The following is a 24,984-nucleotide window of genomic DNA, read 5'->3' on the forward strand; positions in this document are numbered from 1 at the left end:
AAGCGGCGCTCAGGTCCGCACGTAGGCGAACGACTCGTCCAGCCGCGGGAAGCCGATCACCCGCGTCACCAGCGCCTGCGCTTCCTCGTCACTGATCCGCCCTGCGGCGATGTCATCGGTGCGGGCAAACAAGGCCTCCAGCGCCGCCGCCTGGTCGTCGCGCAACCAGCCGCGATGGCTGCCCAGCCAGGCCTGCAGGTTGGCGGCCAGATCACCCTCGACCAGCGTCGTGTACGCCGCTTCCAGCTCCGTCACGGCCTCGACCATCTTGCGGAACAGGAAGTCCTGCAGGTTGGCGGCGAGCACGTCGGCACGGTCATCGTCGTGCCAGACCATCAGCACCGGCGGCTCGATGAAGCCGGGGGCGTTGCTCCAGAAACAATAGGTATCGCCCGCACCGCTGCGTGCGAACGGCAGCAGCTGCAGGTCTTCGCGCAGCGGGTTGTAGTGATCCTCGGCGGTCAGGTCTTCCCACGCTTCGCGCAACTCGTGCAGCGCGATCGGCTCGAACTCGTTGGCATGCAGCAGCAACGGCGGCTGTGCCAACAGCGTGGGAAACACCTCGCGGAACCACAGATTGCCCGTGGCACCCCAGTCCGCCCGTCCCTCGGCGGTGATCTGGTGGAACAGCGGCGGGAATGCCTGGCCCGTGGCCTGTTCGATCTCGATAAGCGTGCTCATGGATGTCCCTGTCGAAAGCAGCCATCTACCTTGCCTGAATTCCGGTGACAGATGAACCCGCGGCGTGCCGCCGGAGGTCTAGACTGCGTGCAACCGTCCGCCGCAGACCCGTGCCATGGACTCCCCCGCCCGCACCTTCATCGTCAATATCGATGTACCTGACCTGGCCGCTGCCGAGATGTTCTACGTTGCAGCGTTCGGCCTGCGCGTCGGCCGACGGCTGGGGGCCGGGGCGCTTGAACTGCTCGGCGGCCCCACCCCGCTGTACCTGCTGCAGAGTGATGCGGGCAGCGCCGCCACCGACGAAGGCGATGTGCGCGATTTCGAGCGCCACTGGACGCCACTGCACCTGGACTGGGTGGTGGAAGACATCAACGTCGCGCTGTCACGCGCGGTGGCCGCAGGCGCGGTGATCGAACAGCCGGTGAGCGAGCGACGCTGGGGACGGCTGGCGGTGCTGGCCGATCCGTTCGGGCATGGGTTCTGCCTGATCCAGTTCGTCGGGCTGGGGTATGACGCCTTGGTGGAGTGATCGGCGCGTGCCATCCACGCATGGCGTGGATCTACCTGGCTGAGCCGGGCGGGGGCCGACCGTTGGTCGGCACGGCATCACTCCCGCAGCAGATCCACGAATGCGCGCAACGCCGACGACATCTGCCGCTGCTTCGGGTAATACAGCACGAAGCCAGGAAACGGCTCGCTCCAGTCCTGCAGCACCGCCACCATCGTCCCGGCCTCGATATGCGGGCGCGCGGCATCCTCCAGCACGTAGGCCAGGCCGAAACCATCGAGCACCGCACGCATGATGGTGGTCTGCTCGCTCAGCGTCAGCCGCCCGCGCACGTCGATTTCCAGCGACTGCCCCTCGCGGTCGAACTGCCACTTGTACAGGTGCCCACTCGCGAAACGGAAGCGGATGCATTCGTGCTGCAGCAGGTCGCGTGGGTGCTGCGGCGCCGGGTGCTGGCGCAGGTACTCCGGCGAGGCCACGATCATGCCGTGCAGTGGCGGTCCCAGCGGCACCGCCACCATGTCCTCGGGCACGAACTCGTGCAGGCGCACGCCGGCATCGAAGCCCTCGGCGACGATGTCGACCAGACCATCGTTCTCGGTCAGCTCCAGCCGCACATCGGGATGCGCGCGCAGGAAGCGGGTCAGTCGCGGGCCCAGTTGGTTCGGCACCGCCGCCCGCGCCGCGTTGATGCGCAGCAGGCCGGTCGGGCTGTCCCTGAACTGGTTCATTTCTTCCAGGGCGTCATGCACCTGGCCCAGTGCCGGCTGCAGCCGGTCCAGCAGGCGCTGCCCCGCCTCGGTCAGGGCCACGCTGCGGGTGGTCCGGTGGAACAGGCCAACGCCCAACCGCTCTTCCAGCGCGCGGATCGCATAGCTCACCGCCGAGGTCGACAGGGTCAGCTCGCCGCCGGCCTTGCGGAAGCTGCGGTGCCGGGCGACTGCGGCGAAAGCGGCCAGGTGGGAGAGATTGTCAGAGGCCATTGTGCAGTCTGCCTTGATGAATCATGCCGATATCCGGGCTTTGTAGGCCGGTACGAGGGGCGTATTGTAAAACGCCTTTCGACAAACCCCGCCAAGGATTCCCCATGTCCCTCGCCCATGGTTATGCGGTCCGCACCAACACCGCCCCGCTCGAGCCCTTCACCTTCGAACGTCGCGCCGTCGGCGCCAACGACATCCGAATCGAAGTGCTGTACAGCGGTATCTGCCATTCCGACCTGCACCAGGCCCGTGACGACTGGGGCGGCGCCGAGTACCCGATGGTGCCCGGCCACGAGATCATCGGCCGTGTGGTCGAAGTCGGCCCGTCCGTCACCACCCTGAAGGTCGGCGATTACGCCGGTGTCGGCTGCATGGTTGATTCCTGCCGCCACTGCGATGCCTGCGACCACGACCTCGAGCAGTACTGCGAAAAGGGCCCGACCTACACCTACAACAGCCACGACCGCAACACCGGCGAGCTGACCATGGGTGGCTACTCCGACCACATCGTGGTCGAGCAGCGTTTCGTGGTGAAGGTCTCCGAGAAGCTCGACCTGAAGGCCGCCGCGCCGCTGCTGTGCGCCGGCATCACCACCTATTCGCCGCTGCGCCACTGGAAGGTCGGCCCGGGCCAGAAGGTCGGCGTGATCGGCCTGGGTGGCCTCGGCCACATGGGCGTGAAGTTCGCCAAGGCGATGGGGGCCACCGTGGTGATGATCACCACCACCCCGGAAAAGGGGGCCGACGCCAAGCGCCTGGGCGCCGACGAAGTGCTGGTCTCGCGCGACCCCGCGCAGATGAAGGCGCATGCCAACAGCTTCGACTTCCTGCTCAACACGGTGCCGGTCAGCCATGACACCAACCCGTACATGAGCCTGCTCAAGCGCGATGCCACCATGTGCCTGGTCGGCGTGATCACCGAACTGGACCCGCCGCTGATGGGCGCCAGCGTGATCTTCGGCCGCAGGCACGTCACCGGCTCGGCCATCGGCGGCATGGCCGAAACCCAGGAAATGATGGATTTCTGTGCCGAGCACGGCATCGTCAGCGATGTTGAAGTGATCAACATCAAGGACGTGAACCAGGCCTGGGAGCGCATGGCGAAGAACGATGTGCGCTACCGGTTCGTGATCGACATGGCCACCATCAAGGCCTGATCGCTGCAGTGATGGAATGAAAAAACCCCGGCATTGCCGGGGTTTTTTATCGGTAGTGCCGGCCGCTGGCCGGCAATCCCGCACCGCGATCAGTACGCGAACTCGCGGAACACCGGATCCACATCGCCATGCCAGCGGCCATGGAACAGTGCCAGCTTGCGCTCGGCCGGGGTCAGGCCCGATTCGACGATCTCCTGCAGCACGTCCAGGAACTTGCTCTCATCCTGGCCATCAGCATTGCGCGCAGCGCGGCGCTTGAGGCCTTCGACGGAAATCTTCACCGCTTCGCGGGCCAGATCACGCACGGTGCCGTTGCGGAACGGCAGGCCCATCGCATGCTTCGGCACGCCGTCGCGCAGCGCGTGGCGCTCGGCCAGGCTGAAGTCGCGCACCAGGTCCCAGGCGGCATCCAGCGCGGTGTCGTCGTACAGCAGGCCGACCCAGAACGCCGGCAGCGCACACAGGCGGCTCCACGGGCCGCCGTCGGCACCGCGCATTTCCAGGTACTTCTTCAGGCGCACTTCCGGGAAGGCGGTGGTCATGTGGTCCGACCAGTCGCGCAGCGTCGGCAGCGCACCCGGCAGCACCGGCAGCCTGCCCTGCATGAAGTCGCGGAAGCTCTGCCCGCTGGCGTCGTGGTAGATGCCATCGCGGTAGGAGAAATACATCGGCACATCGAGCAGGTAATCGACATAGCGCTCGTAACCGAAGCCGTCCTCGAACACGAAGTCGAGCATGCCGGTACGGTCGGCGTCGGTGTCGGTCCAGATGTGCGAGCGGTAGCTCAGGTAGCCGTTCGGCTTGCCTTCGGTGAACGGCGAATCGGCAAACAGCGCGGTGGCGATCGGCTGCAGCGCCAGCGACACGCGGAACTTCTTCACCATGTCCGCTTCGGTCGCGTAATCCAGGTTGACCTGCACGGTGGAAGTGCGGGTCATCATGTCCAGGCCCAGCGAACCGACCTTGGGCATGTAGGAGCGCATGATCCTGTAGCGGCCCTTGGGCATCCACGGCATTTCATCGCGCTTCCACTTCGGCTGGAAACCCATGCCGAGGAAGCCCAGCTGCAGTTCACCGGCCACCTGTGCCACTTCATTCAAGTGGGTGCCGGTTTCCACGCAGGTCTGGTGGATGGTTTCCAGCGCCGCACCCGAGAGTTCAAGCTGCCCGGCCGGCTCCAGCGTCACCGAGGCGTTGTCACGCAGCAGGGCGATGGTGTTGCCGTTCTCCTGCACCGGCTCCCAGCCGAAGCGGGTCAGGCCGTTGAGCAGGGCTTCGATGCCGCGCTCGCCCTCGAAGGTGGGCGGACGAAGATCGTCCAGGCGGAACCCGAACTTCTCGTGCTCGGTGCCGATGCGCCACTGCGCACGGGGCTTTTCGCCGGAGGCAAGCACCTCGACCAGCTGCGAGCGGTCGGTAATGGGCGTATCGGCGACGTGGCTGGGGCTCGACAAGGGGGAGGACTCGCTGGACAGTGGCAGGGGATGTGGGGCCGGGGGCCTTCCATCGCAAGGGCGCACTATAGCGTGGCGGCCCTTCGCAGCATGCGACGGTGACGGGTTTCAGCATCCTACCGACGGCGTCTTGACCCCCGTACACTCAGGCCATGAGCCGCCATTCACGACACCCGGAACTGCACCGCGCCGACCGCGTCGGCTGGCTGCGCGCCGCCGTCCTGGGCGCCAACGACGGCATCGTCTCGGTTGCCGGGCTGGTGGTCGGCGTGGCCGCCAGCGGTGCTTCGGCCAGCACCATCCTGGCCACCGGCATCGCCGGCACCGTGGCCGGTGCGATGTCGATGGCCGCCGGAGAATACGTTTCCGTGCAGACCCAGGCCGACACCGAAGCGGCCGACCTGGCGGTGGAAAAACGCGAGCTGCACGAAGACCCGCACAGCGAGCTGGACGAGTTGACCGCCATCTACCGTCATCGCGGGCTGCAGCCTGCGCTGGCCCGGCAGGTGGCCGAGCAGCTCACCGCACACGATGCACTTGGGGCACATGCACGCGATGAGCTTGGCATTACCGATACCCTGCGCGCGCGCCCGCTGCAGGCCGCGCTGGCCTCGGCGGGTGCCTTCACCTGCGGCGCCGCGCTGCCGGTGCTGACCGCACTTTTTTCCAGTGCGGAACGGGTCACGCTGGCCACGACCGCCAGCACCCTGCTCGGCCTGTGCCTGACCGGCGCGATGGCCGCCCGTGCCGGAGGCGCGCCAGCCGCGCGTGGCGCCATGCGGGTGATGTTCTGGGGTGCGCTGGCCATGGCGGCCGCTGCCGGCATTGGCCGCCTGCTGGGAGCGCATGTGTCATGACCGCGATGCCGCCGCCCGAGGTTGCCCTGCTGGCCGAGCTGGCCAGCCTGGCCAGCTGTGATCGCGCCGAAGGCTTTGCCTGCATCACCGCGCGACGCGAGCACGGCGCCAGTTCGGTGGAGATACCGCAGCCACAATTCGTGATCCTGCTGGAAGGCAGCAAGCAGGTACGCACCGCCCACCAGTCCCTCACCGCCCACGCCGGTGACATGCTGCTGTTCACCCAGCGCTGCCGCATCGATGTGGTCAACACGCCCGACGCAGGCAGCGGTCGCTACCTCAGCGCCATCGTGCCGCTGTGGAGCGAAGCGCTGCCCGCCGCTGGCGATGCGATCGCGCAGCCCCGGTTGATCGACCATGGCCCGGTGCTGCGGCGCTGGCGCCAGGCGCTGCAGGATGGGCATTACAGCGAGGCACGGCTGGCGCTGGCCGAGCTGGTACTGGCCTGGTGCCGGCAGGGCCACGGCAACCTGCTGTTGCCGCAGGCACCGAGCCTGGGCGAACAGATCCGCGACCGCATCGCCGCCGATCCGTCGCGTGACTGGCAGTCGCGCGATGTGGAAGACCAGTTCGCGCTGAGCGGCGCGACCCTGCGCCGACGCCTGGCCGCCGAGCGCACCAGCCTGCGGCAGCTGTTGACCGAGGCGCGGCTGGCGCACGGCATGACGCTGCTGTACACGACCGATCTACCGCTGAAGACGGTGGCCGCCCGCGCCGGGTATCGCTCGGCGGCGAGTTTCAGCAAGCGCTTCGCCGAGCAGTACGGGCTGGCTCCGACAGACATCTAAGGGTGGGGTTGTCTGGCAGGGCTTGCAGCCCTGCACCTGCTGCAATCAACGTCAACGTCAACGTCAAAAGCCTGCATTCCGTGGGATGGCGGGGCGGTGTGGGTGGTCAGGACACGCCGTAAACCCATCCATGGGGGCTCGATGGCGCCATCCATGGCGCCAACGGTCCTGCCCACCCACACCGCCCCGCCTCTGACAGTCTCCCGCGACTGTTGGTGGGTGCCGACCGTTGGTTGGCACATCTGTCGGATGTCGGATAAATCATCCACGCATGGCGTGGCTCTACTGGTAACGGCGGCTGTTGGTCGGCACATCTGTCGGATATCGGATGAATCATCCACGCATGGCGTGGCTCTACTGCGACAGGCTGTTGGTAGGTGTCGACCTTGGTCGACACGATTTTTCCTTCAGACATCGATATCCGAACCCGTGCCGACCAACGGTCGACACCCACCATCAGCAGCAGGTTCCGACAGATCGCGGAGGTCTGTCGAAGGCGGGGTGGGTCCGGTTGAGGGGGCGTGAGCCGCATGGATGCGGCGACCGAGCCTACATGGACGTATTTACGGCGTCCCCCTCAACCGGACCCACCCCGCCATCCCCCAGGAAACCAGCTTTTGACGTTGACGTTGACGTTGCCGTGGCTTGAAGCAGGTGCAGGGCTGCAAGCCCTGCCGACCCCCCCCCCTGAGCATTCCACGCAGTGGTTTGAGCGCATCGCGCGCGCGCCACCCGGCACGCTGCACGACGACGGAATCACCCGCCCTACCGAGTTGCTCCCATGAATCTCCAACACCTGCCCCTGCGCGGTGCCCTGCTGCTGGCCCTGTCCTCCCTGCCGCTGACTGCCCTGGCCGAAGCCACTTCGCCCGCCCCCACCCAGCAGGTGCCGGGTGTCTACCACCAGCGCATCGGCGCGCTGCAGGTCACCGCCCTGTTCGATGGCGTGGTCGCGCTCGGCCGCCAGGAAGTGGTTGATGTCTCGCCCACCCTGGTCACCCGCCTGCTCGACGGCCGCTACGTACCCGAGGACAGGAAGGGCCTGCAGACTGCGGTCAACGCCTTCCTGGTCCGCCAGGGCAACCACCTGACCCTGGTCGATACCGGCACCGCGCAGTGCTTCGGCCCCGGCCTGGGCCAGGTGCTGGGCAACCTGCGCGCCGCCGGCGTCGACCCGGCCGAGGTCGATGACATCCTGCTCACCCACGCCCACCCGGACCACATGTGCGGCGTGCTCGACGCGCAGGGCCAGCCGGCCTACCCCAATGCCACGGTGTGGCTGTCCGAGGCCGATGCCGACTACTGGCTGGACCCGGCCAGCGAAGCCGGTGCGCCGGAAGGCGTGCGTTTCGCCTTCCCGCTGGCCCGCAATGCGGTCGCGCCCTACCAGGCCCACGGCAGGCTGCGTACGTTCAAGCCGGGCGATGCGCTGCCCGCTGGCGCGGTGGCGATGGATACCCATGGCCATACCCCGGGCCATGTCTCCTACCGGTTCGACAGCCAGGGCCAGTCGTTGCTGGTGTGGGGCGATGTGCTGCACTTCCACGCGGTGCAGTTCGCGCACCCGGAAGCGGCGTTCGAGGCCGATGCGGACCGCAAGGCGGCCATCGCCAGCCGTCGCGGGCTGCTTGAGCAGGCCACCGCCAAGGGCTGGTGGGTGGCCGGTGCGCACCTGCCCTTCCCCGGCCTTGGCCATGTGCGCCGCGAGGGCGAGGCCTATGCGTGGGTACCGGCGGAGTACTCACCGTTGAAATGAGCCGGTGAGCCCTTGTAGCGCCGAGCCCATGCTCGGCTACCGGGGGCCCCACCGCGCTGCGCGCGGCAGCCGAGCGTGGGGCTCGGCTCTACCGGAATGCTGCCGGGCAACGCCCGGCACGCTTCGTTGTCACGCCAGCCCCAGCCAGCCGCCGATCACGCCGCGGGCTTCGTCCACGCCGGTGCGGTCCTCACCGGAGAACACCTGCACGCTGACGCTGTCGCCATAGGCCGAATGCAGTTCCTTGCGGACCTTCTGCAGGGTCTGCATCTGCTGGCTGCGGCTGAGCTTGTCGGCCTTGGTCAGCAGCGCGTGCGCGGGCATGCCACGCTGCACGGCGTAGGACAGCATCTGCCGGTCGTAGTCCTTCAGCGGGTGGCGGATGTCCATCACCACCACCAGGCCCTTGAGGGCTTCGCGGGTGCGGAAGTACCGGTCGATGAAGGCCTGCCAGTGCGCCTGCAGGTCCAGCGGCACCTTGGCATAGCCATAACCGGGCAGGTCGACCAGGTGCGCTTCCGGGGTGATCTGGAAGAACACCAGCTGCTGGGTGCGGCCGGGGGTCTTGGACACGCGGGCCAGGGAATTCTGCCGGGTCAGCGCGTTGAGGGCGCTGGACTTGCCGGCGTTGGAGCGGCCGGCGAAGGCCACTTCGGCTCCTTCATCGGGCGGCAGCTGCCGCACGTTGTGGGCCGAGAGGTGGTAACGGGCGCGTTCGATGAGCAATGACATGCGCCTAGGATCGCATGTTGCGGCGCCGCGCGCCCGTTCCGGGGGCCGCAGGCCGGGAAAATGCTGCACTGCTGCGTTGACCGTGCGCGGAAACGGCGTTGATAATCCGGGCGATGCCGGCGGCCACGCCCCGGCCCGGTCCATACGGAGCTTTAGCATGCGCCACGCTCGCGTTCTTGCCGTATCCGCTCTTGCCACCGCCGTCGTCGTTGCCGCCGCTGCGTTCGCGCAGACCACGCTGACCCCGCTGCCCGACAACGGGCCGATCCGCACCGCCTCGCTGGAGGTGGATTTCAGCAAGACCACCTGGGGCGATGCCAAGGCCGGCCAGACCAAGGCCTCGGCCTGCGCGGCCTGCCATGGGGCCGACGGCAATTCCACGGTGGAGATGTACCCGTCCATCGCCGGCCAGAGCGAACGCTACGTCGCCCAGCAGATGGCCCTGATCGCCAACGGCCAGCGCAGTTCCGGCGCGTCGGTGGCGATGGTGCCCTTCGTGCAGAACCTCACCCCGCAGGACATGCGCGATATCGGCGCGTTCTTCGCCACCCAGAAGGCCACCGCCGGCATCGCCGACGATACCGCCGTGGCCGACGGCCCCTACAAGGGCATGAAGTTCTACGAGATCGGCCAGCAGCTGTACCGCGGCGGCGACGCCACCCGCGGCCTGCCGGCCTGCATGGCCTGCCACGGCCCCAGCGGCGCCGGCAACCCCGGCCCGGCCTACCCGCATATCGGCGGCCAGCACGCCAGCTATGTCGCACGCCGCCTGCAGGAATACCAGGCCGGGCAGACCAACGAGACCGACAAGGCGCACTTCCAGATCATGGCCGCCATCGCCCAGAAACTGAGCGAGCAGGAAGTCCAGGCGCTGTCCAGCTACCTGCAGGGCCTGCACAACAAGGCCGATGATCTCGCTGCCGAGGCGGCTGCCCCACAACCGGCCGCCGCCCCCTGACCGCCACTGGTCGGCCCGGGTCGCCACGGCGGCCCGCAGCTGCGGTATGTTTCCTTCACGCCGGCGGCTGCGCCGGCGTTGTTATTTTCAATGGAGATGCGTGTCGATGAGGTTGATTCCCCGCCTTCTGCTGTCCCTGCTGGTGATGCTGCCGCTGGCCGCCTACGCCGCCACCCCCGCCAATGCCCCACTGGTTGAAGGCAAGGATTACGAGCGCATCGCCAAGCCCGGCCCGTTCCAGCCGCTGGCCGGCAAGATCGAAGTCGTTGAAGTGTTCGGCTACACCTGCCCGCACTGCGCCCACTTCGAGCCGCAGCTGGAAGCCTGGGCTGCCAAGCTGCCGGCCGACGTGCGCTTCACCCCGGTCCCGGCCGCCTTCGGCGGTGCCTGGGATGCCTGGGCCCTGGCCTACTACGCGGCCGATGAAGTGGGCGTTGCCAAGCGCAGCCACGCCGCCGTGTTCAAAGCCCTGCACGAACAGGGTTCGCTGCCGATGCAGAACGTCTCGGCCGATGAGCTCGCCACGTTCTATGCCACCTATGGCGTGAGCGCCGACCGCTACAAGCAGGCCCTGCGCGGCGATGCCGTGCAGAAGAAGGTGGCCGACGCCCGGGCCTTCGCCCAGCGCACCCAGGTGCCGGGCACCCCGGCCCTCATCATCAACGGCCAGTACCTGGTGCGCGGCACCAGCTTCGAGGACCAGCTGCGCATCGCCTCCCAGCTGATCTCCGAAGCGCGCGCCCGTCGCGGCCGCTGAACCGATCCCGACCATCGACACGGCGCTGTCGCCGCCGCATGTCATCATTTCCCCCTGGCCGGCGTCCGCCGTCGGCCCCACCTTTCCAGATGCTGGAGACGTTTCAATGAAGACCCGTATCGCCGCGATCGCACTTGCAGCCCTGCTGCCGCTCCTGGCGGCCTGCAAGGCCGACGACGGCAGCACCAACACCACCGCCCCGGCTGAACCGGCCGCCACCCCGGCTGCTGCCGAGCCCGCTGCGGCCCCCGCCGCCGAGCCCGCTGCCGCCGAAGGCGCGGCCCCGGCTGCCGAAGGCGACAAGGCCGCCACCGAAGCCGCCCCCGCTGCGGCACCGGCCCCGACCACCACCGCGCTGACCGGCCCGGCCCCGGTGGAAGGCAGCGACTACCAGCTGATCAGCAATGGCCAGCCGTTCCAGCCGGCCGCCGGCAAGGTTGAGGTGGTCGAGATCTTCGGCTACGTCTGCCCGGCCTGCGCCGCCTTCCAGCCGCTGGTCGGCCCGTGGAAGGCCGGCCTGCCCAGCGACGTGAACTTCGTCTACGTGCCGGCCATGTTCGGCGGCACCTGGGACAATTACGCCCGCGCCTTCTACGCCGCACAGACCCTGGGCGTGCAGGAAAAGACCCACGAAGCACTGTATTCGGCCATCCACTCGCAGAAGACCCTGAAGGGTGAGCGCGGCGCTGACTCGATTGACGACATCGCCAAGTTCTACGCCGGCTACGGCGTGGATCCGAAGCAGTTCGCCGCCACCATGGGCAGCTTCGCGGTGAACGCCAAGACCAACTCGGCCAAGCAGTTCGCCCAGCGCAGCGCGATCAGCGGCACCCCGTCGATCATCATCAACGGCAAGTACCTGGTGAAGGGCAAGAGCTTCCCGGACATGCTGCGCATCGCCGACCACCTGATCGCCCGCGAACGCGCTGCGGCCCAGGCTCACTGATCCAAGAGAAAGCATTACCGGCCGTGACTTCCCCCCACACACGGACCCTGCGCCTGCTGACGGCCAACATCCAGGCCGGCTCAAGCACCCGCCGCTACAGCGACTATGTGACCCGCAGCTGGTCACATGCGCTGCCGGCGGGACGCAAGCGCAGCAGCCTGGACGCGATCGCCACCCTGGCACGCGGCCACGACATCGTCGGCCTGCAGGAGGCCGACCCGGGCAGTCTGCGGTCGGGCTTCACCAACCAGACCCACTACCTGGCCCAGCGTGCCGGCTTCAATTACTGGAGCCACCAGCCGAACCGGCGCATGGGCGGGGTGGCTTCCAGCGCCAACGGCCTGTTGAGCAAGCTGGAACCGGTGGAAGTACAGGACCACGCCCTGCCCGGCCGCATCGGCGGGCGTGGCGTGCTGCTGGCCAAATTCGGTGATGGCGAGGACGGCCTGGCCGTCGCCGTGGCCCACCTGTCGCTGGGCGCGGGTTCGCGGATGTCCCAGCTCGGCTTCATCGCCGAGCTGCTGTCGGACCACCCGAACGCGGTGCTGATGGGCGATTTCAACTGCCTGGCCGAGCGCCCGGAAATGCAGGTGCTCTACCAGAAGACCCGGCTGCAGCCGCCGGGCTGCGTGGTGCCCACCTTCCCCAGCTGGCGCCCGGACCGGGCCATCGACCATATCCTGGTCAGCAGCAGCCTGCAGACCCGCAGCGTGGAAGCCGTACCGGCCGCATTCTCCGACCATCTGGCCCTGGCCATGGCCATCGACGTCCCGGCCGAAGCCCTGCGCTGAAAAAGGGGACGGAGGGGATTAAGTCGTTTGTGGAACAAACGACTTAATCCCCTCCGTCCCCTTTTTCATACAACCACCGGGGTCCTCAAGCGCCGCGCGGTCATCGTGCTGCCCACCGAGGCCACCACTGTGCAGCCGATCGCCAGCCACTGCACGCCTTGCAGGTGCTCGTGCAGCAGCAGCATCGCCCACAACGCGGCCACCGCCGGCTCCATGCTGATGAGGATGCCGAAGGTCTCCTTGGGCAGGCGCTTGAGCGCCATCATCTCCAGTGACATCGGGATCGCGCTGGACACCAGCGCCACCAGCAGGCCCGCCAACAGGATCTCCGGCTGCAGCAGCGCCATCCCTGCATGGGCCACGCCCACCGGCACCACCACCAGCGAAGCGGCCAGCAGCCCCAGCGACACCGTATGGCCGGCATGCAGGTGACCGGCGCGCTTGCCGAACACGATGTACAGGCCCCAGCACGCGGCCGCACCCATCGCATAGAGCACGCCGCCCGGGTCCAGCGCCGGCCCGCCGCCCAGCGGCAGCAGCAGCAGCAACCCCACCAGCGCGCAGCCCACCCAGAGGAAGTCGATCGGCCGCCGCGAGGACAGCATCGCCACCGTCAGCGGGCCGGTGAACTCGATGGCCACGGCGATGCCAAAGGGAATGGTGCGGATGGCCATGTAGAACAGCAGGTTCATCAGGCCCAGGGTCAGCCCGTAGCGCAGGATGGTCATCGCATCCACGTGACTGGTTTTCCAGCGCCACGGCCGCCAGAACAGCAGCAGCAACAGCGCCGAGAAGCCCACGCGCAGGGCGCTGGTGCCCTGCGCGCCGACCAGCGGGAACAGGTGTTTGGCATAGGAGGTGCCAATGGCCAGCGCGGTCACCGAACCCAGCACCGCCAGCGCCGGCAACATCGGCGCGAATCGGGAAGTCTGCATGCGCCCAGTCTATTGCGCCGGCAGCGAGCACTTGGCTCAATTGACAACCCATCCATGCAATTTCTGCTCACCATGGCCACCGTCCCCGTGCTGGACAGCTTCGACCGCGCCATCCTCGACGTGCTGCAGCAGGACAATGCCCTGCCGCAACGACAGATCGCCGAGGCCGTGCACCTGTCCACACCGGCCGTGCAGCGGCGCATCAAGCGCCTGCAGGAAAACGGCGTGATTGCCGCCAATGTGGCCGTGATCGACGCCGCGAAGGTCGGGCGGCCGCTGACCATCATCGTCGAGGTGCGCGTGGTCAGCGAACAGCGCGACAAGGTGGCCCCGTTCCGACGCCGCGTGCAGGACGACCCGGCCGTGCAGCAGTGCTATTCGATCACCGGCGACGGCGATTTCCTGCTGCTGCTTTCGGCGGCCTCGATGGAAGAGTACGAGGCGATCACCGAGCGCCTGTTCGGTGGCGATGACAACATCGAGCGCTTCCGCACCTCCGTTGCGCTGGGCACGTTGAAGCGCAGCTTCGCGGTACCGCTGGCACCGCTTGTGTAGAGTCGAGCCTGCTCGACTGGCTGTTGCTCTGCCGTTGTAGCGGTCGAGCATGTCTCGACTCTACATTACCGACGGTCGAGCAGGCTCGACGCTACCTATGGACGCCATGACCACACCGCCCTCCCCTGCCCGACGCCTGCGCCGCTGGCTGCTCTCCGGCGCACTGCTGCTTGCCGCCGGCATCGCCGCACTGGCCCTGTGGAACAGCCCATGGGCGGCGGCACCGAAGATGCTCTGGTCCTTGGCACGCATGCCACCGGCGACCGAACTGCCAGTGCCGGTCGAAGGCGTCCGTCCCCGCCAGATCGCCGACACCTTCGGTGCCCCGCGTGGCCGTGACCGCACCCACGCCGGCATCGACATCTTCGGCAAGCGCGGCACGCCCGTGCGCAGCGCCACGGTCGGCGTCGTCAGCGATGTACGCGAAAGCGGGCTGGGCGGGCGCCAGGTGTGGGTGATCGGGCCCGGCCGCGAGCGCTACTACTACGCGCACCTGGAAGACTGGGCCGAGGGCCTGGCACGCGGCCAGGTGGTGCAGGCCGGGCAGTTGCTGGGGTACGTCGGTGACAGCGGCAACGCCAAGGGCACACCGCCGCACCTGCACTGGGGCATCTACGGCCAGGACGGCGCCCGCGACCCGTTGCCGCTGCTGCGTTGAGCCTGGTGACGCTGCGGCTCGACTCCACGACGGTCCCGCCGCATCATCAGCCGCAGTGACAGGGAGAGCACGCCGATGGCCCAGCTTCGCGCCACCCCGCTGTTGATCGCTGCTGTGATTCTGGCCACTGGCTGCAGCACACTGCAGGCTCACCGCGACCCGTGGTGCAGGCAACTGGCTGCCTTCACCAACACCGCGCAGGTCGATACCCCGCGATCGATTGTCCTGGTGACCGACTGGAGCCGATGGAGCAAGGGCTGCGAGGACGATGGCAGCGAGGCGGGCAAGCAGTTCTGCCGCTGGCTGATCCCCAACACCTCGACCGAATTCGCCTCGGCCAATATCCGCCACGCGCTGGCCTGCCTGGATCCAACAGCCCTCCATGCCGGGCGTCTGCGCAGCTCCCCGGTGTACATGACCGGCAAGGTGCAGGTGTACGGCGCGCCCATGATCGATGAGGACGTGATGGTCACCGTGGAGTACGCCGATGGCATCGAGGGCCAGTTGCCACACATGAAGATCCAGGCCGAGCGCACCCCGCTGGAAGACTGAGGCGGCGAAGGGACTGGCACGCCCCGGCGTCATTTGTAAATAGAAACAATTCGCATTACCATGCTTGCGTTTTCCGGGCAGCCAGGACGGTTCGCCCTTCCTCGCGTTGCCCAGCCACCGTCCTGCCGCGCAGGACCCGGCCAGCGGCGTGAAACCCTACCAGCCGCGGCGCCAGACCATCCGGGAAGCCGGTCGGACGCACGCACGTGCCCGTCCAGGAACCCACATGACCCGCTCGACCCCTGCTCTCCTGCCGCATCGCCTGTCCGCGGCGGTGCTCTCCGCCCTGTGCCTGGCCGCCGCGCCAGCCGCCTTCGCCGAAACCGCTGCCGACCCGACCACCCTCGACAAGGTCGTGGTGAAGGGTGAGCGCGCCGAGGGTTACTCGGTGCGCAAGACGTCGGCCGGTACCCGCTTCGACCTGGCCCCGCGCGAGATCCCGCAGTCGGTCAGCATCATCAGCCACCAGCGCATCGAGGACCAGAACCTCGACGACATCATCGACGTGCTGGGCAACACCACCGGCGTCAGCAGCACCCAGTCCGACACCGAGCGCACCGAGTTCTATTCGCGTGGTTTCTACATCGACAGCTACCAGTTCGACGGCCTGCCCACGCAGATGGTGCAGAACTGGAGTTATGGCGATTCCGGCCTGGATCTGGCCCTGTACGACCGCGTCGAAGTGGTCCGCGGTGCTACCGGCCTGCTGACCGGCGCAGGCAATCCGTCGGCATCGGTCAACCTGATCCGCAAGCATGCTGACAGCGCCGAGCTGACCGGCAGCGTGTCGGTGAACGTCGGCAGCTGGGGCCGCACCCGCAGCACCGTGGACGTGACCACCCCGCTGAACGCCAGTGGTTCGGTGCGCGCCCGCGTGATCGGCAGCTACCTGGACACCGATGCGCAGATGGACCGCTACAACCAGCACAAGACGCTGGGTTATGCCGTCATCGATGCCGACCTGACCCCCGATACCCAGCTGAGCGTGGGTTACGACTACCAGCAGAAGCGTGCCAATGGCGCGACCTGGGGCGGTTTCCCGATGCTGTTCTCCGATGGCACCAGCACCGGCTACGACGAATCGTTCAATGCCAGCCCGAACTGGACCTACTGGGACACCACCAGCAAGCGCGCCTTCGCCACGTTGGAACACGCCTTCAACGATGACTGGAAGGTCCGCGTCGGGGCGACCCATGACGAAACCAAGGCCGACGACAAGCTGTTCTACCCGGCCTACAACGACTGGGTCACCGGCGCTTCGTACTTCGACAGGAACACCGGTGCCGGTATTTCGCCGTCGGCCGGCTTCTACAACACCGAACGCAAAGTCAATGCGGTGGATGGCTACTTCAGTGGCGCGTTCGAGCTGTTTGGCCGGAAGCACGAGGTGATGGGTGGCCTGAGCTACAACAAGCGCGAGTACGCCAACTACGGTGACTACCAGGTCGGCGGCGCCGGCATGACCTGGGATCCCTTCTCCAGCTACCTGAACTGGAACGGCAACATCAGCGAGCCGAACTGGAATGCACTGGCGCTGGCCAGCGAAGGCACCATCACCCAGAAGGCGGCCTACGCGGCTGCACGCCTGTCGCTGGCTGATCCGCTGAAGCTGATCGTGGGCGCGCGCTACACCGACTGGAAGAGCGAAGGCGAAGGCGCTGATCGTTCGCACAAGGTGACCACCCCGTATGCCGGCCTGGTATTCGACATCAACGACACCTACTCGACCTACGCCAGCTACACCGAAATCTTCCAGCCGCAGATGCTGAAGGACCGCAACGGCAGCTACCTCGATCCGGTCGACGGCAAGAGCTATGAGGTGGGCGTGAAGGGTGCCTGGTTCGACAACCGCCTGAATGCCTCGGTGGCTGTGTTCCGCATCGAGCAGGACAACGTCGGCCAGTCCACGGGTGAGCCGGTCATTGGCGGCACCGGTGGCGAAACCGCCTACGTGGCCGCACGCGGCACTGTCAGCCGCGGCTTCGAGTTCGAGCTGAACGGCGAACTGGCACCGGGCTGGAATGCCACCTTCGGTGCATCGCGTTACGTGGCCAAGGACATCAACGATGCGGACATCAACACCAATCTGCCGCAGACCACGTTGAAGCTGTTCACCAGCTACACCCCGCAGTCGCTGCAGGAACTGACCGTGGGCGGTGGCGCCAACTGGCAGAACCGCATCTACTACGCGGTGCCGGCCTACGGCCGCATCGAGCAGGACGGCTACGCGCTGGTCAGCGCCTTCGTGCGCTACCGCATCTCGCCGGAGTTCAGCGTGCAGGCCAACCTCAACAATCTGCTGGACAAGAAGTACTACTCGCAGATCAACGGCTACGGTGCGTTCGGCGACGGCCGCAACGGCTCGATCACCTTCACCTGGTCGTTCTGATGCAGACGCGGCGCCGGGGCAACCCGGCGCCGTCATGGATGTGGCGCCGAGCCATGCTCGACTACCCTGCACTGGTAGAGTCGAGCTTGCTCGACTGAACCGCGAAAGGCAGTCGAGCAAGCTCGACTCTACCAAAGCACAGCAAGCACCCCGCCCGGCCCCAGCACAGCAGGCGCCGCGCCGGGATGATCCCGGCGCGGCGCCCTCCCATCAGAACCGCAGGTCCGCGCGCATGTACCAGTAGCGGCCACGCGGGATGTCGTAGGTAGAGGCGTCGTAACCGTTCAACGAGCACGACAGGCAGATCGGCGGATCCTTGTCGAAGACGTTGTTCAGGCCAGCAGTCAGCTGCAATCCCTTCATCCAGTCGATCCTGTAACCCACCTGCACATCGTGGAAGGTGGTGGCTGCCAGCGTATTGGTGCCGGCCGCCTGGTTGCTGCACACCGTGAAGGCCACTGCATCACCGCAGTCTTCGGTCAGCTCGGAAATATGGCGCACCGTCCAGTTGGCGCTCCAGTTGTCCAGCGTCCAGCCCAGTGACAGATTGCTGGTCCACTCGGGAATGGCGCTGTCGGCCACTTCGATGCCCGGCCCCTGCGGCTGCTTCTGCCCGGCCGCGCCGGTGGCTTCGTAGCGGCCCACGAAGGTGTTCTGCCAACCAATCTTGAACTGGCCCGCTGCACTCTGCGGCAGCGTCCAGTGCAGGTCCACGTCCCAGCCATCGGTCTTGATCGACCCCAGGTTGGTCAGCCGGTTGTTGAAGCCGTTGATGCCACCGGTGCTGGCACGGGTGATGCCATCGCAGTACAGCGGGTCCAGCGTATCCACACACAGGTCCAGCTGGGTCTGTGCGTTGATGGCCTGGATGGCGCCATCGATGGTATGGCGGTAGAACGTCACGTCCACGTCGAAGCGCTCTGACCAGGACGTGTTGCTGCCGAACCACGGGCTCCACACGAAGCCGGCGCTGAAGCTGCGCGAACGTTCCGGATCCAGCGCGCGGTTGCCGCCGGTGGTCACCGAGATCTGCGAATTGGCCTGCTGGAAGCCGGTCGGCACGCCCAGCGCTGCACAGTTGGCCGCGCTGCCACGCGGCGCGGTGCCGCCCAGGCCGATCGAGCACGGGTCGAAGATCTGCAGGTCGGCACGTGCAGCCGATCCGTACAGCTCACCGATTGAAGGTGCGCGGAAGCCTTCGGCATAGGTGGTGCGCAGCACGAAGTCGTTGGTCACCTGCCAGCGCAGGCCGTACTTGGGGGTGAACTCGCCACCAAAGGTCGAGTAATCCGAATAGCGGCCCGCCAGGCTCAGGTCCAGCTTGCCGCCATAGGAAGGCGCGGCGAACAGGGGCACGTTCAATTCCAGATAGGCTTCGTTGACATCATAGGAACCGGACGTGGGCTGCGACGGCACGCCGTTGTAGTGGCCGATCACCGTCAGCGGATCCGGCTGGTACCAGCCCTCATACCTGCGGTGTTCCAGACCCGTGGCGAAGGACACCGCACCGGCCGGCAGGTTGAACAGCTCGCTGGAGAGGTTGGCGGTGAACAGGGTCAGTTCGTTCTGGCTGCGGTCGCGTACCACCGGCTGGATCCACTGCAGCATTTCCGGGGTGATCGATCCGGTGCCGCCGAAGATGTCCAGCGGCACGCAGCCTGGCGTGGCGGCACAGAGCGCAGGATCACCCAGTGCCAGATTGACGTTGTAGATGTTGTAGCTGCCGTAGTTGGTCTGGGTGGCCTTGTTCTTGCTGTACATGCCGTTGACGTCCCAGTACCACTGGCGGTCGGCCGCCTGGAAGCTGCCCTCCAGGCCTGTGGCCACGTACTGCGTATCCACCTTCTGCTCGAACACGCGCGCGCCGCCTTCCACCGGGCGACGGCCGATCATGATCAGGTTGTCCGACGAGTCCAGGGTGAAGCCGAACGGGTTGTACGGGTTCAATGCGGAGATGACGATGTTGTCCGCCAGCGGGTTGCCGGTACCCGCCTCGGGACCGAAGAACAGCGGTTCCGGCGCAGCCTGGTTGGTCGACTCGCGGCGGTTGCCCAGTGCCTTCACATACCACTGCACGTTGTCACTGATGTCGAAGCGGAACTGGCCGAAGATGCCTTTGCGCTCGGACGGCGTCAGCACCATGTTGTATTCGGCGAAGTTGAAACGGTCGGCGGTGCCGAAGCAGTGGTAGCCATCGGTACGGACACAGCCGTCGCCCCCGTCATAGGTCGGGCGTGTGCCCGCGTTGGGCGTAAGGTCGTGAGTGATGCCCGTATTGGGGTCGGTAAAGATGAAGCGGCCGTCCGGCGTGGCCGAGCTGCCCAGCGCCAGACCGGTGCCGGGCACAGGCAATCGCGACTGCGCGCGATCACGCGCATACACCGGATCCTGCTTGGTCCAGCTGCCGCCCACGAACAGGCTGTAGCGATCACCGCGCGTGCCCCAGGCCAGGTCCACACCCTTCTGCGTGCCATCGCCCTTGCTGTATTCGCCGTAGTTCAAGGTGACCTGGCCGCCATCGAAATCGCGGCGGGTGATGATGTTGACCACGCCGGCAATGGCATCGGAACCGTACAGCGACGACGCGCCGTCTTCCAGCACTTCGATGCGCTCAACAATCGCCAGCGGAATGGTGTTGAGGTCGGTGGCCGCACCCACGCCGGAGGCCGACGATTCATTGACCCAACGGATGCCATCGACCAGCACCAGCACGCGCTTGGCACCCAGATGGCGCAGATCGACCTGCGCCGAACCTGCACCGACACCACTGCCATCGGGCGGGAAACCGAAGTTGCCGGATGAGTTGAACTTGGCATTCAAGGCCGAACCGGAACCGGTGAGCTGCTGCAGCACTTCACCGATGGAGTTCAAGCCGGTGCGTTCGATCTCGCTGCGGGTGAGGGTCTGGATCGGCACCTGGCCTTCCACCTCAGCGCGCTTGATGCGCGTGCCGGTCACTTCCACGGCGTCCAGGTTGGTGGCCGTCTGCGCCGATGCCGCCAGCGGTGTCAGGGCCGTCACGCACAGCGCGACGGCAACCGCCAAGGGGCGGTAATGCAGGTGATTCATTCGCTCTCTCTCCAAAGGAATGTCGGGACAGGGGCTGCCGCGCTCCCCCCTGCATGGCGGCAGCGTCTCCTTTGTAAACAAGCGGTAAAAATATTGACGTGACCGGCGACACCCTTTCACGCGGATCTGACGAATGAAACGCCGGTATCCATAGCGGATACGACGGTGCAGAGTGCGACGTTCCAGGTCGCAGTCCATGCAATCTTCTTCGCGGTACTGGCACTGTTCATCACCGGCAGCGTGCGTGCCGGTGGCGTGATCGAATGCAACTCCTGCGCATCCCCCAGCGCTGCAGCGATCCGGTCAGGGCCGGGCCTGACGGTCATCGTGGACTTCGAGAACGTGCAGCTCACCGCTTTCAACGTTGAATATGATGACGCCCAAGGACGTTGGCGGGCCGACGCAACACCGGTTCCGGCTCAAATCCAGGCTGCATTTCTGCGGGTGGTGGAATCAACGCTGCCTGACACGGACCTGCTGTATCAGCAGATGCCCGACGACCCTCGCGATGGCGCGCGTCCCTGACCGCCGCTGAGGGAGCAGCGCTCCCTCAACGACGCCCATTGCTGTCATCGCACGAACGCGATCCGCTCCATTCCCGTGGCCTCGGCGGCCGCCAGGATCTTCGCCATGCCTTCGTACTCGGCAGACGGGTCGGTGGCGATACGCAGCTCCGGCAGGTTGCCGGCGTGCTGGCCGGCTTCGGTACGCAGGCGGGCCTGCAGATCACCGATGGCCATCGCCTGGCCATTCCAGCTCAGCTGGTTGGACGCATCCAGCCGCAGCTCGATCGGTGGCGGTGGGTCGGGGCGGTCGACCACCCGGTCGGTCGCCTGCGGCAGCTGCACCGCGATGGGCCGCGACAGCATCGGCGCGGTGACGATGAAGATGATCAACAACACCAGCATCACATCCACCAGCGGCGTGACATTGATCTCCGCCAAAGGGCCGCTCTTTCCTGCGCTACTGAACGCCATGTGCCACTCCTTGCACCCGGGCCGTTCGCCCAAGCCGACAGTACGTCGCCCACACCGGCCAGTGGCAGTGCTCGCAGGCGCGGCATTCAGCTGCCGTTGCCCCCACGGTGCGTGCACGCAATGCGAAACTGAATTCAGGCACGCCCCGCTATGCTGGGCCCATGACCCGACGCTCTTCGACCGCCCTGTCCCTGCTCCCGCTGTCCGCATCGCTGCTGATCGGCTGCGCCAGCGCCCAGTCACTTGACGCCCAGAGCGGCCAGCTCAGGGCCGCCATCGATGCAGCCGAACGCGGCCAGCTCGATCCTCGCCAGACCGCTGCGCTCAGCGGCCACCCCGCCTATGGCTGGGTCGAGTTCGCCCAGCTGCGCCGCAACATCGACACGGTCGATACCGGCCAGGCCCAGGCCTTCCTCAAGCGCTATGACGGCCAGGCCGTGGCCAACAGTTTCCGCAGCGTCTGGCTGCCCTCGGTGGCCCGCCGCAAGGACTGGGCCACCCTGCTGGCCAACTGGGCACCGACCGACAACCTTGGCCTGCGCTGCGCCCAGCTGACCGCCCGCCAGGCCACCGGCAAGGTCGACCCGCAGTGGATCAGCGAAGCACAGGACCTGTGGCGGAAGAACGGCAAATCGCTGCCCGATGCCTGCGATGCGGTGTTTGCCGTGCTGCAGGCGCAGGGTGGGATGAGCGATGCCCTGCGCTGGGAACGCGTCGACGCGGCCGCCGATGCGCAGCAGCCAGCGGTGATGCGCAGCGCCGCGCGCGGTCTGCCCGCCGCCGACCTGGCTCTGGCCAACACGTATGCCGCCTTCGTCGACACGCCCAACGCCAGCGCGCTGAACTGGCCGCGCAACGAGCGCAGCCGGCGCATCGCCACCGATGGTCTGGAAAAGCTGGCCAAGGCAGACCCCGGCGCCACCGAACAGCAGCTGCCGCAGTACGCGCAGGCACTCGGCCTGAGCGCCGAACAGCAGGGCCAGGTGCGTTACCAGATCGCACTGTGGACGGTGGCCTCCTACCTGCCCGATTCCGCGCGCCGGCTCAACGCCGTGCCCGAATCGGCCTACGACGAGCGCCTGCACGAATGGCGCGTGCGCGAAGCGATGTCGCGCGGCGACTGGGCGGCCGCGCTGACCGCCATCCGCAAGATGGGCAGCAAGCAGCGCAACGATTCGCGCTGGGCGTATTTCGAAGGGCGCATGCTGGAAAAGACCGGACAGGCGCAGCAGGCCCAGCCGCTGTTCCGCACGGCCGCGCGCGCACCGACCTTCCACGGCTTCCTGGCCGCCGACAAGCTGCAGCAGAACTACACGCTGTGCCCGTGGAAGCCCAACGACAGCGCGCAGGCGCAGGCCGCCGTCGCCCGCGACCCGGCCATCCAGCGTGCCATGGCGCTGTACCAGATCGACCGCAACGGCTGGGCCGTAGCCGAATGGAACAGCGCGCTGTCGCGTTTCGATGACACCCAGCGCCGCCTGGCGGTGCGCGTGGCGCAGGACAACGGCTGGTTCGACCGCGCCGTGTTCGCGCTCGGCAAGCAGCCGCAGGAACAGCGCCTGTACGACCTGCGCTTCCCGCTGCACCACGACAGCACCATCCGCCGCGAAGCCTCGCGCAACGCCATCGACCCGGCCTGGGTGGCCGCGGAGATCCGCGCCGAGAGCACCTTCACCCCGCGCGCGCGCTCGCCTGCCAATGCGATGGGCCTGATGCAGGTACTGCCGGCCACCGGCGCGGGCGTGGCTAGGAACATCGGCCTGACCGCCTACGGCGGCGCCGACAGCCTGTACGACCCGGATACCAACATCGCCATCGGCACGGCCTACCTGCGCCAGCTGATGAACAAGTACGACGGCCTGCCCTACGTGACCATCGCCGCCTACAACGCCGGTCCGACGCCGACTGCACGCTGGCAGGCCCAGCGCCCGGGCTTCGACCCGGACCTGTGGATCGAGACGATCAGCTACAAGGAAACCCGCGAGTATGTCGCCCGCGTGCTGGCCTTCAGCGTGATCTACGACTGGCGGCTCAACGGCGATGCGCTGCCGCTGAGTGACCGCCTGATGGGCCGCCTGGTGGACAAGCGCAAGGCGTTCACCTGCGCGGCCGACGCCGACCAGGGCGGGGATTGATCGACGCGGGGGCGTGCCGTCCCATCCGGTAGCGCCGGGCCATGCCCGGCGAGCACGCAGCGCGGCGGCACACGCCCGTGCGATCATGCTCCGCATGAAGATCTATCTTGTCGGCGGCGCCGTGCGCGACCGCCTGCTGCAGCGTCCCGCCGGCGACCGTGACTGGGTTGTGGTCGGTGCCACCCCCGCGCATATGGAAGCGCAGGGCTACACTGCCGTGGGCCGCGATTTCCCGGTGTTCCTGCACCCCAAGACCGGTGAGGAATACGCGCTGGCGCGCACCGAACGCAAGTCCGGCCGCGGCTACCGCGGCTTCGTGGTCGATGCCGATCCAGCGGTCACCCTGGAAGAAGACCTGCAGCGCCGCGATTTCACCATCAATGCCATCGCCTGCGATGAGGCCGATGGCACCCTGGTCGATCCCTACGGCGGCGCGCGCGACATCCAGCAGCGCGTGCTGCGCCATGTCGGTCCCGCCTTCGTTGAAGACCCGCTGCGCGTGCTGCGCGCGGCGCGCTTCATGGCGCGCTTCGCGCCGCTGGGCTTTACCGTCGCAGAAGAAACCATGGCGCTGATGCGTGAGGTCGCCGCCAGTGGCGAGCTGGACGCGCTGGTGCCCGAACGCGTGTGGCAGGAGCTGCGCAAGGCGCTGGTCTGCGAACGGCCTTCAGCCTTCCTGCGCACGCTGCATGAGGCGCACGCGCTGGGCCCGATCCTGCCGGAACTGGAAGCGCTGTACGGTGTGCCGCAGCGCGCCGAGTTCCACCCGGAAGTGGATACCGGCATCCACCAGGAGATGGTCAGCGACATGGCTGCGCGGCTGGCACCGGGCGACGACCTGGTTGGCTTCGCCGCGCTGACCCACGACCTCGGCAAGGGCCTGACGCCGCCGGAAGAATGGCCGCGCCACATCATGCACGAGCAGCGTGGCCTGAAGCCGCTCAGTGAGCTGTGTGCGCGCCTGAAGATTCCCACCGAGCACCAGCAGCTGGCCGAAGCGGTCTGCCGCGAGCATTTGAACGTGCACCGCATCGACGAGCTGCGAGATGCCACCGTGCTGGACCTGCTGGGCCGCTGCGACGCGCTGCGCCGCCCCGAACGCGTGGCCCGCATCGCCCTGTGCTGCGAAGCCGACAAGCGCGGCCGGCTGGGCTTTGAAGAAGGCGACTACCCGCAGGGCGAAACGCTCAAGCGCCTGCACCAGGCGGCGCTGTCGGTACAGGCGCGCGATCTGGACCTGACCCACCTGAAGGGCCCGGCCGTTGGCGAGGCGCTGGCCAGGGCGCGGGTGAAGGCGATTGCCGCCGCGCGGTGATAACCGCCGGAAGTGCCGGCCGCTGGCC

23 protein-coding genes are annotated in these 24,984 nt (G+C 67.2%); 16 read left to right on the forward strand and 7 right to left on the reverse strand.

Annotated elements, in window-relative coordinates; all coding sequences use genetic code 11:
• Positions 1-9 precede the first annotated feature (9 nt).
• Positions 10-681, reverse strand: a complete 672-nt coding sequence (locus tag VER16_RS16330) for an SMI1/KNR4 family protein (RefSeq protein ID WP_324809737.1) — start codon at positions 679-681, stop codon at positions 10-12.
• Positions 682-796: 115 nt separating this feature from the next.
• Here VER16_RS16330 and VER16_RS16335 point away from each other — a divergent pair, with 115 nt between their 5' ends.
• On the forward strand, positions 797-1,213 hold the full coding sequence (locus VER16_RS16335) for a VOC family protein (RefSeq protein ID WP_324809738.1): 417 nt from the start codon (positions 797-799) through the stop codon (positions 1,211-1,213).
• 77 nt (positions 1,214-1,290) lie between these two features.
• On the opposite strand, the gene VER16_RS16340 is transcribed toward VER16_RS16335, so the two are convergent.
• Positions 1,291-2,175, reverse strand: coding sequence for a LysR family transcriptional regulator (locus VER16_RS16340; RefSeq protein ID WP_324809739.1), 885 nt, complete (start codon positions 2,173-2,175; stop codon positions 1,291-1,293).
• Positions 2,176-2,279: 104 nt separating this feature from the next.
• On the opposite strand from VER16_RS16340, the gene VER16_RS16345 reads away from it, so the two are divergent.
• On the forward strand, positions 2,280-3,332 hold the full coding sequence (locus VER16_RS16345; protein WP_324809740.1) for an NAD(P)-dependent alcohol dehydrogenase: 1,053 nt from the start codon (positions 2,280-2,282) through the stop codon (positions 3,330-3,332).
• Between the two features lie 89 nt (positions 3,333-3,421).
• On the opposite strand, the gene VER16_RS16350 is transcribed toward VER16_RS16345, so the two are convergent.
• The gene (locus tag VER16_RS16350; protein ID WP_324809741.1) at positions 3,422-4,786 is read right to left on the reverse strand and encodes a glutamate--cysteine ligase; all 1,365 of its coding nucleotides are present in this window, start codon (positions 4,784-4,786) and stop codon (positions 3,422-3,424) included.
• 152 nt (positions 4,787-4,938) lie between these two features.
• Here VER16_RS16350 and VER16_RS16355 point away from each other — a divergent pair, with 152 nt between their 5' ends.
• The 3 genes from VER16_RS16355 (at position 4,939) to VER16_RS16365 (ending at position 8,187) form a co-directional block, all read left to right on the forward strand.
• A complete protein-coding gene (locus tag VER16_RS16355; RefSeq protein WP_324809742.1) occupies positions 4,939-5,643 on the forward strand; it encodes a VIT family protein in 705 nt (234 codons plus the stop codon).
• Positions 5,640-6,431 (forward strand): AraC family transcriptional regulator, encoded by a 792-nt coding sequence (locus tag VER16_RS16360; RefSeq protein ID WP_324809743.1) that lies wholly within the window; start codon positions 5,640-5,642, stop codon positions 6,429-6,431. Before VER16_RS16355 ends, VER16_RS16360 begins: the two co-directional genes overlap by 4 nt.
• Positions 6,432-7,212: 781 nt before the next feature.
• Entirely contained in the window at positions 7,213-8,187 is a 975-nt protein-coding gene (locus VER16_RS16365; protein WP_324809744.1) for an MBL fold metallo-hydrolase, read from the forward strand.
• Between the two features lie 129 nt (positions 8,188-8,316).
• Here VER16_RS16365 and yihA read toward each other — a convergent pair whose 3' ends face one another.
• Positions 8,317-8,919, reverse strand: coding sequence for a ribosome biogenesis GTP-binding protein YihA/YsxC (gene yihA, locus VER16_RS16370; protein ID WP_079223317.1), 603 nt, complete (start codon positions 8,917-8,919; stop codon positions 8,317-8,319).
• 157 nt (positions 8,920-9,076) lie between these two features.
• Between yihA and VER16_RS16375 the strand changes: the two genes are divergently transcribed.
• The 4 genes from VER16_RS16375 to VER16_RS16390 all read left to right on the forward strand — a co-directional run bounded on the left by VER16_RS16375 (position 9,077) and on the right by VER16_RS16390 (position 12,371).
• Positions 9,077-9,877, forward strand: coding sequence for a c-type cytochrome (locus VER16_RS16375; RefSeq protein ID WP_324809746.1), 801 nt, complete (start codon positions 9,077-9,079; stop codon positions 9,875-9,877).
• A 106-nt stretch (positions 9,878-9,983) separates the two neighbouring features.
• A complete protein-coding gene (locus VER16_RS16380) occupies positions 9,984-10,634 on the forward strand; it encodes a thiol:disulfide interchange protein DsbA/DsbL (RefSeq protein WP_324809747.1) in 651 nt (216 codons plus the stop codon).
• 106 nt (positions 10,635-10,740) lie between these two features.
• Entirely contained in the window at positions 10,741-11,580 is an 840-nt protein-coding gene (locus VER16_RS16385) for a thiol:disulfide interchange protein DsbA/DsbL (protein ID WP_324809748.1), read from the forward strand.
• A gap of 53 nt (positions 11,581-11,633) precedes the next feature.
• Positions 11,634-12,371 carry an endonuclease/exonuclease/phosphatase family protein gene (locus VER16_RS16390; protein WP_174213557.1) on the forward strand — a complete coding sequence of 246 codons (738 nt, stop codon included), beginning with the start codon at positions 11,634-11,636 and terminating at the stop codon, positions 12,369-12,371.
• 65 nt (positions 12,372-12,436) lie between these two features.
• Here VER16_RS16390 and VER16_RS16395 read toward each other — a convergent pair whose 3' ends face one another.
• A complete protein-coding gene (locus VER16_RS16395; protein ID WP_324809750.1) occupies positions 12,437-13,306 on the reverse strand; it encodes an EamA family transporter in 870 nt (289 codons plus the stop codon).
• Positions 13,307-13,378: 72 nt separating this feature from the next.
• Between VER16_RS16395 and VER16_RS16400 the strand changes: the two genes are divergently transcribed.
• The 4 genes from VER16_RS16400 to fhuE all read left to right on the forward strand — a co-directional run bounded on the left by VER16_RS16400 (position 13,379) and on the right by fhuE (position 17,460).
• Positions 13,379-13,861 (forward strand): Lrp/AsnC family transcriptional regulator, encoded by a 483-nt coding sequence (locus tag VER16_RS16400; RefSeq protein ID WP_324809751.1) that lies wholly within the window; start codon positions 13,379-13,381, stop codon positions 13,859-13,861.
• Positions 13,862-13,967: 106 nt separating this feature from the next.
• Positions 13,968-14,519 carry a M23 family metallopeptidase gene (locus tag VER16_RS16405; RefSeq protein WP_324809752.1) on the forward strand — a complete coding sequence of 184 codons (552 nt, stop codon included), beginning with the start codon at positions 13,968-13,970 and terminating at the stop codon, positions 14,517-14,519.
• Positions 14,520-14,594: 75 nt separating this feature from the next.
• A complete protein-coding gene (locus VER16_RS16410) occupies positions 14,595-15,071 on the forward strand; it encodes a hypothetical protein (RefSeq protein WP_324809753.1) in 477 nt (158 codons plus the stop codon).
• Positions 15,072-15,297: 226 nt separating this feature from the next.
• Positions 15,298-17,460, forward strand: a complete 2,163-nt coding sequence (gene fhuE, locus VER16_RS16415; protein ID WP_324809754.1) for a ferric-rhodotorulic acid/ferric-coprogen receptor FhuE — start codon at positions 15,298-15,300, stop codon at positions 17,458-17,460.
• Between the two features lie 210 nt (positions 17,461-17,670).
• Here the strand turns inward: fhuE and VER16_RS16420 are convergent, their stop codons facing one another.
• Positions 17,671-20,529 (reverse strand): TonB-dependent receptor, encoded by a 2,859-nt coding sequence (locus tag VER16_RS16420; protein WP_324809755.1) that lies wholly within the window; start codon positions 20,527-20,529, stop codon positions 17,671-17,673.
• 165 nt (positions 20,530-20,694) lie between these two features.
• Between VER16_RS16420 and VER16_RS16425 the strand changes: the two genes are divergently transcribed.
• Positions 20,695-21,054: a hypothetical protein gene (locus VER16_RS16425; protein ID WP_324809756.1), complete on the forward strand. Its 360-nt coding sequence runs from the start codon at positions 20,695-20,697 to the stop codon at positions 21,052-21,054.
• Between the two features lie 44 nt (positions 21,055-21,098).
• Here the strand turns inward: VER16_RS16425 and VER16_RS16430 are convergent, their stop codons facing one another.
• A complete protein-coding gene (locus VER16_RS16430) occupies positions 21,099-21,506 on the reverse strand; it encodes a biopolymer transporter ExbD (RefSeq protein ID WP_324809757.1) in 408 nt (135 codons plus the stop codon).
• A gap of 161 nt (positions 21,507-21,667) precedes the next feature.
• On the opposite strand from VER16_RS16430, the gene VER16_RS16435 reads away from it, so the two are divergent.
• Entirely contained in the window at positions 21,668-23,641 is a 1,974-nt protein-coding gene (locus VER16_RS16435; protein ID WP_324809758.1) for a transglycosylase SLT domain-containing protein, read from the forward strand.
• Positions 23,642-23,735: 94 nt separating this feature from the next.
• The gene (locus VER16_RS16440) at positions 23,736-24,956 is read left to right on the forward strand and encodes a multifunctional CCA addition/repair protein (RefSeq protein WP_324809760.1); all 1,221 of its coding nucleotides are present in this window, start codon (positions 23,736-23,738) and stop codon (positions 24,954-24,956) included.
• Positions 24,957-24,984: the final 28 nt, after the last annotated feature.

Origin of the sequence: Stenotrophomonas sp. (assembly GCF_035634915.1) — a bacterium.
In the GTDB taxonomy this organism is placed as follows: Bacteria; Pseudomonadota; Gammaproteobacteria; order Xanthomonadales; family Xanthomonadaceae; genus Stenotrophomonas.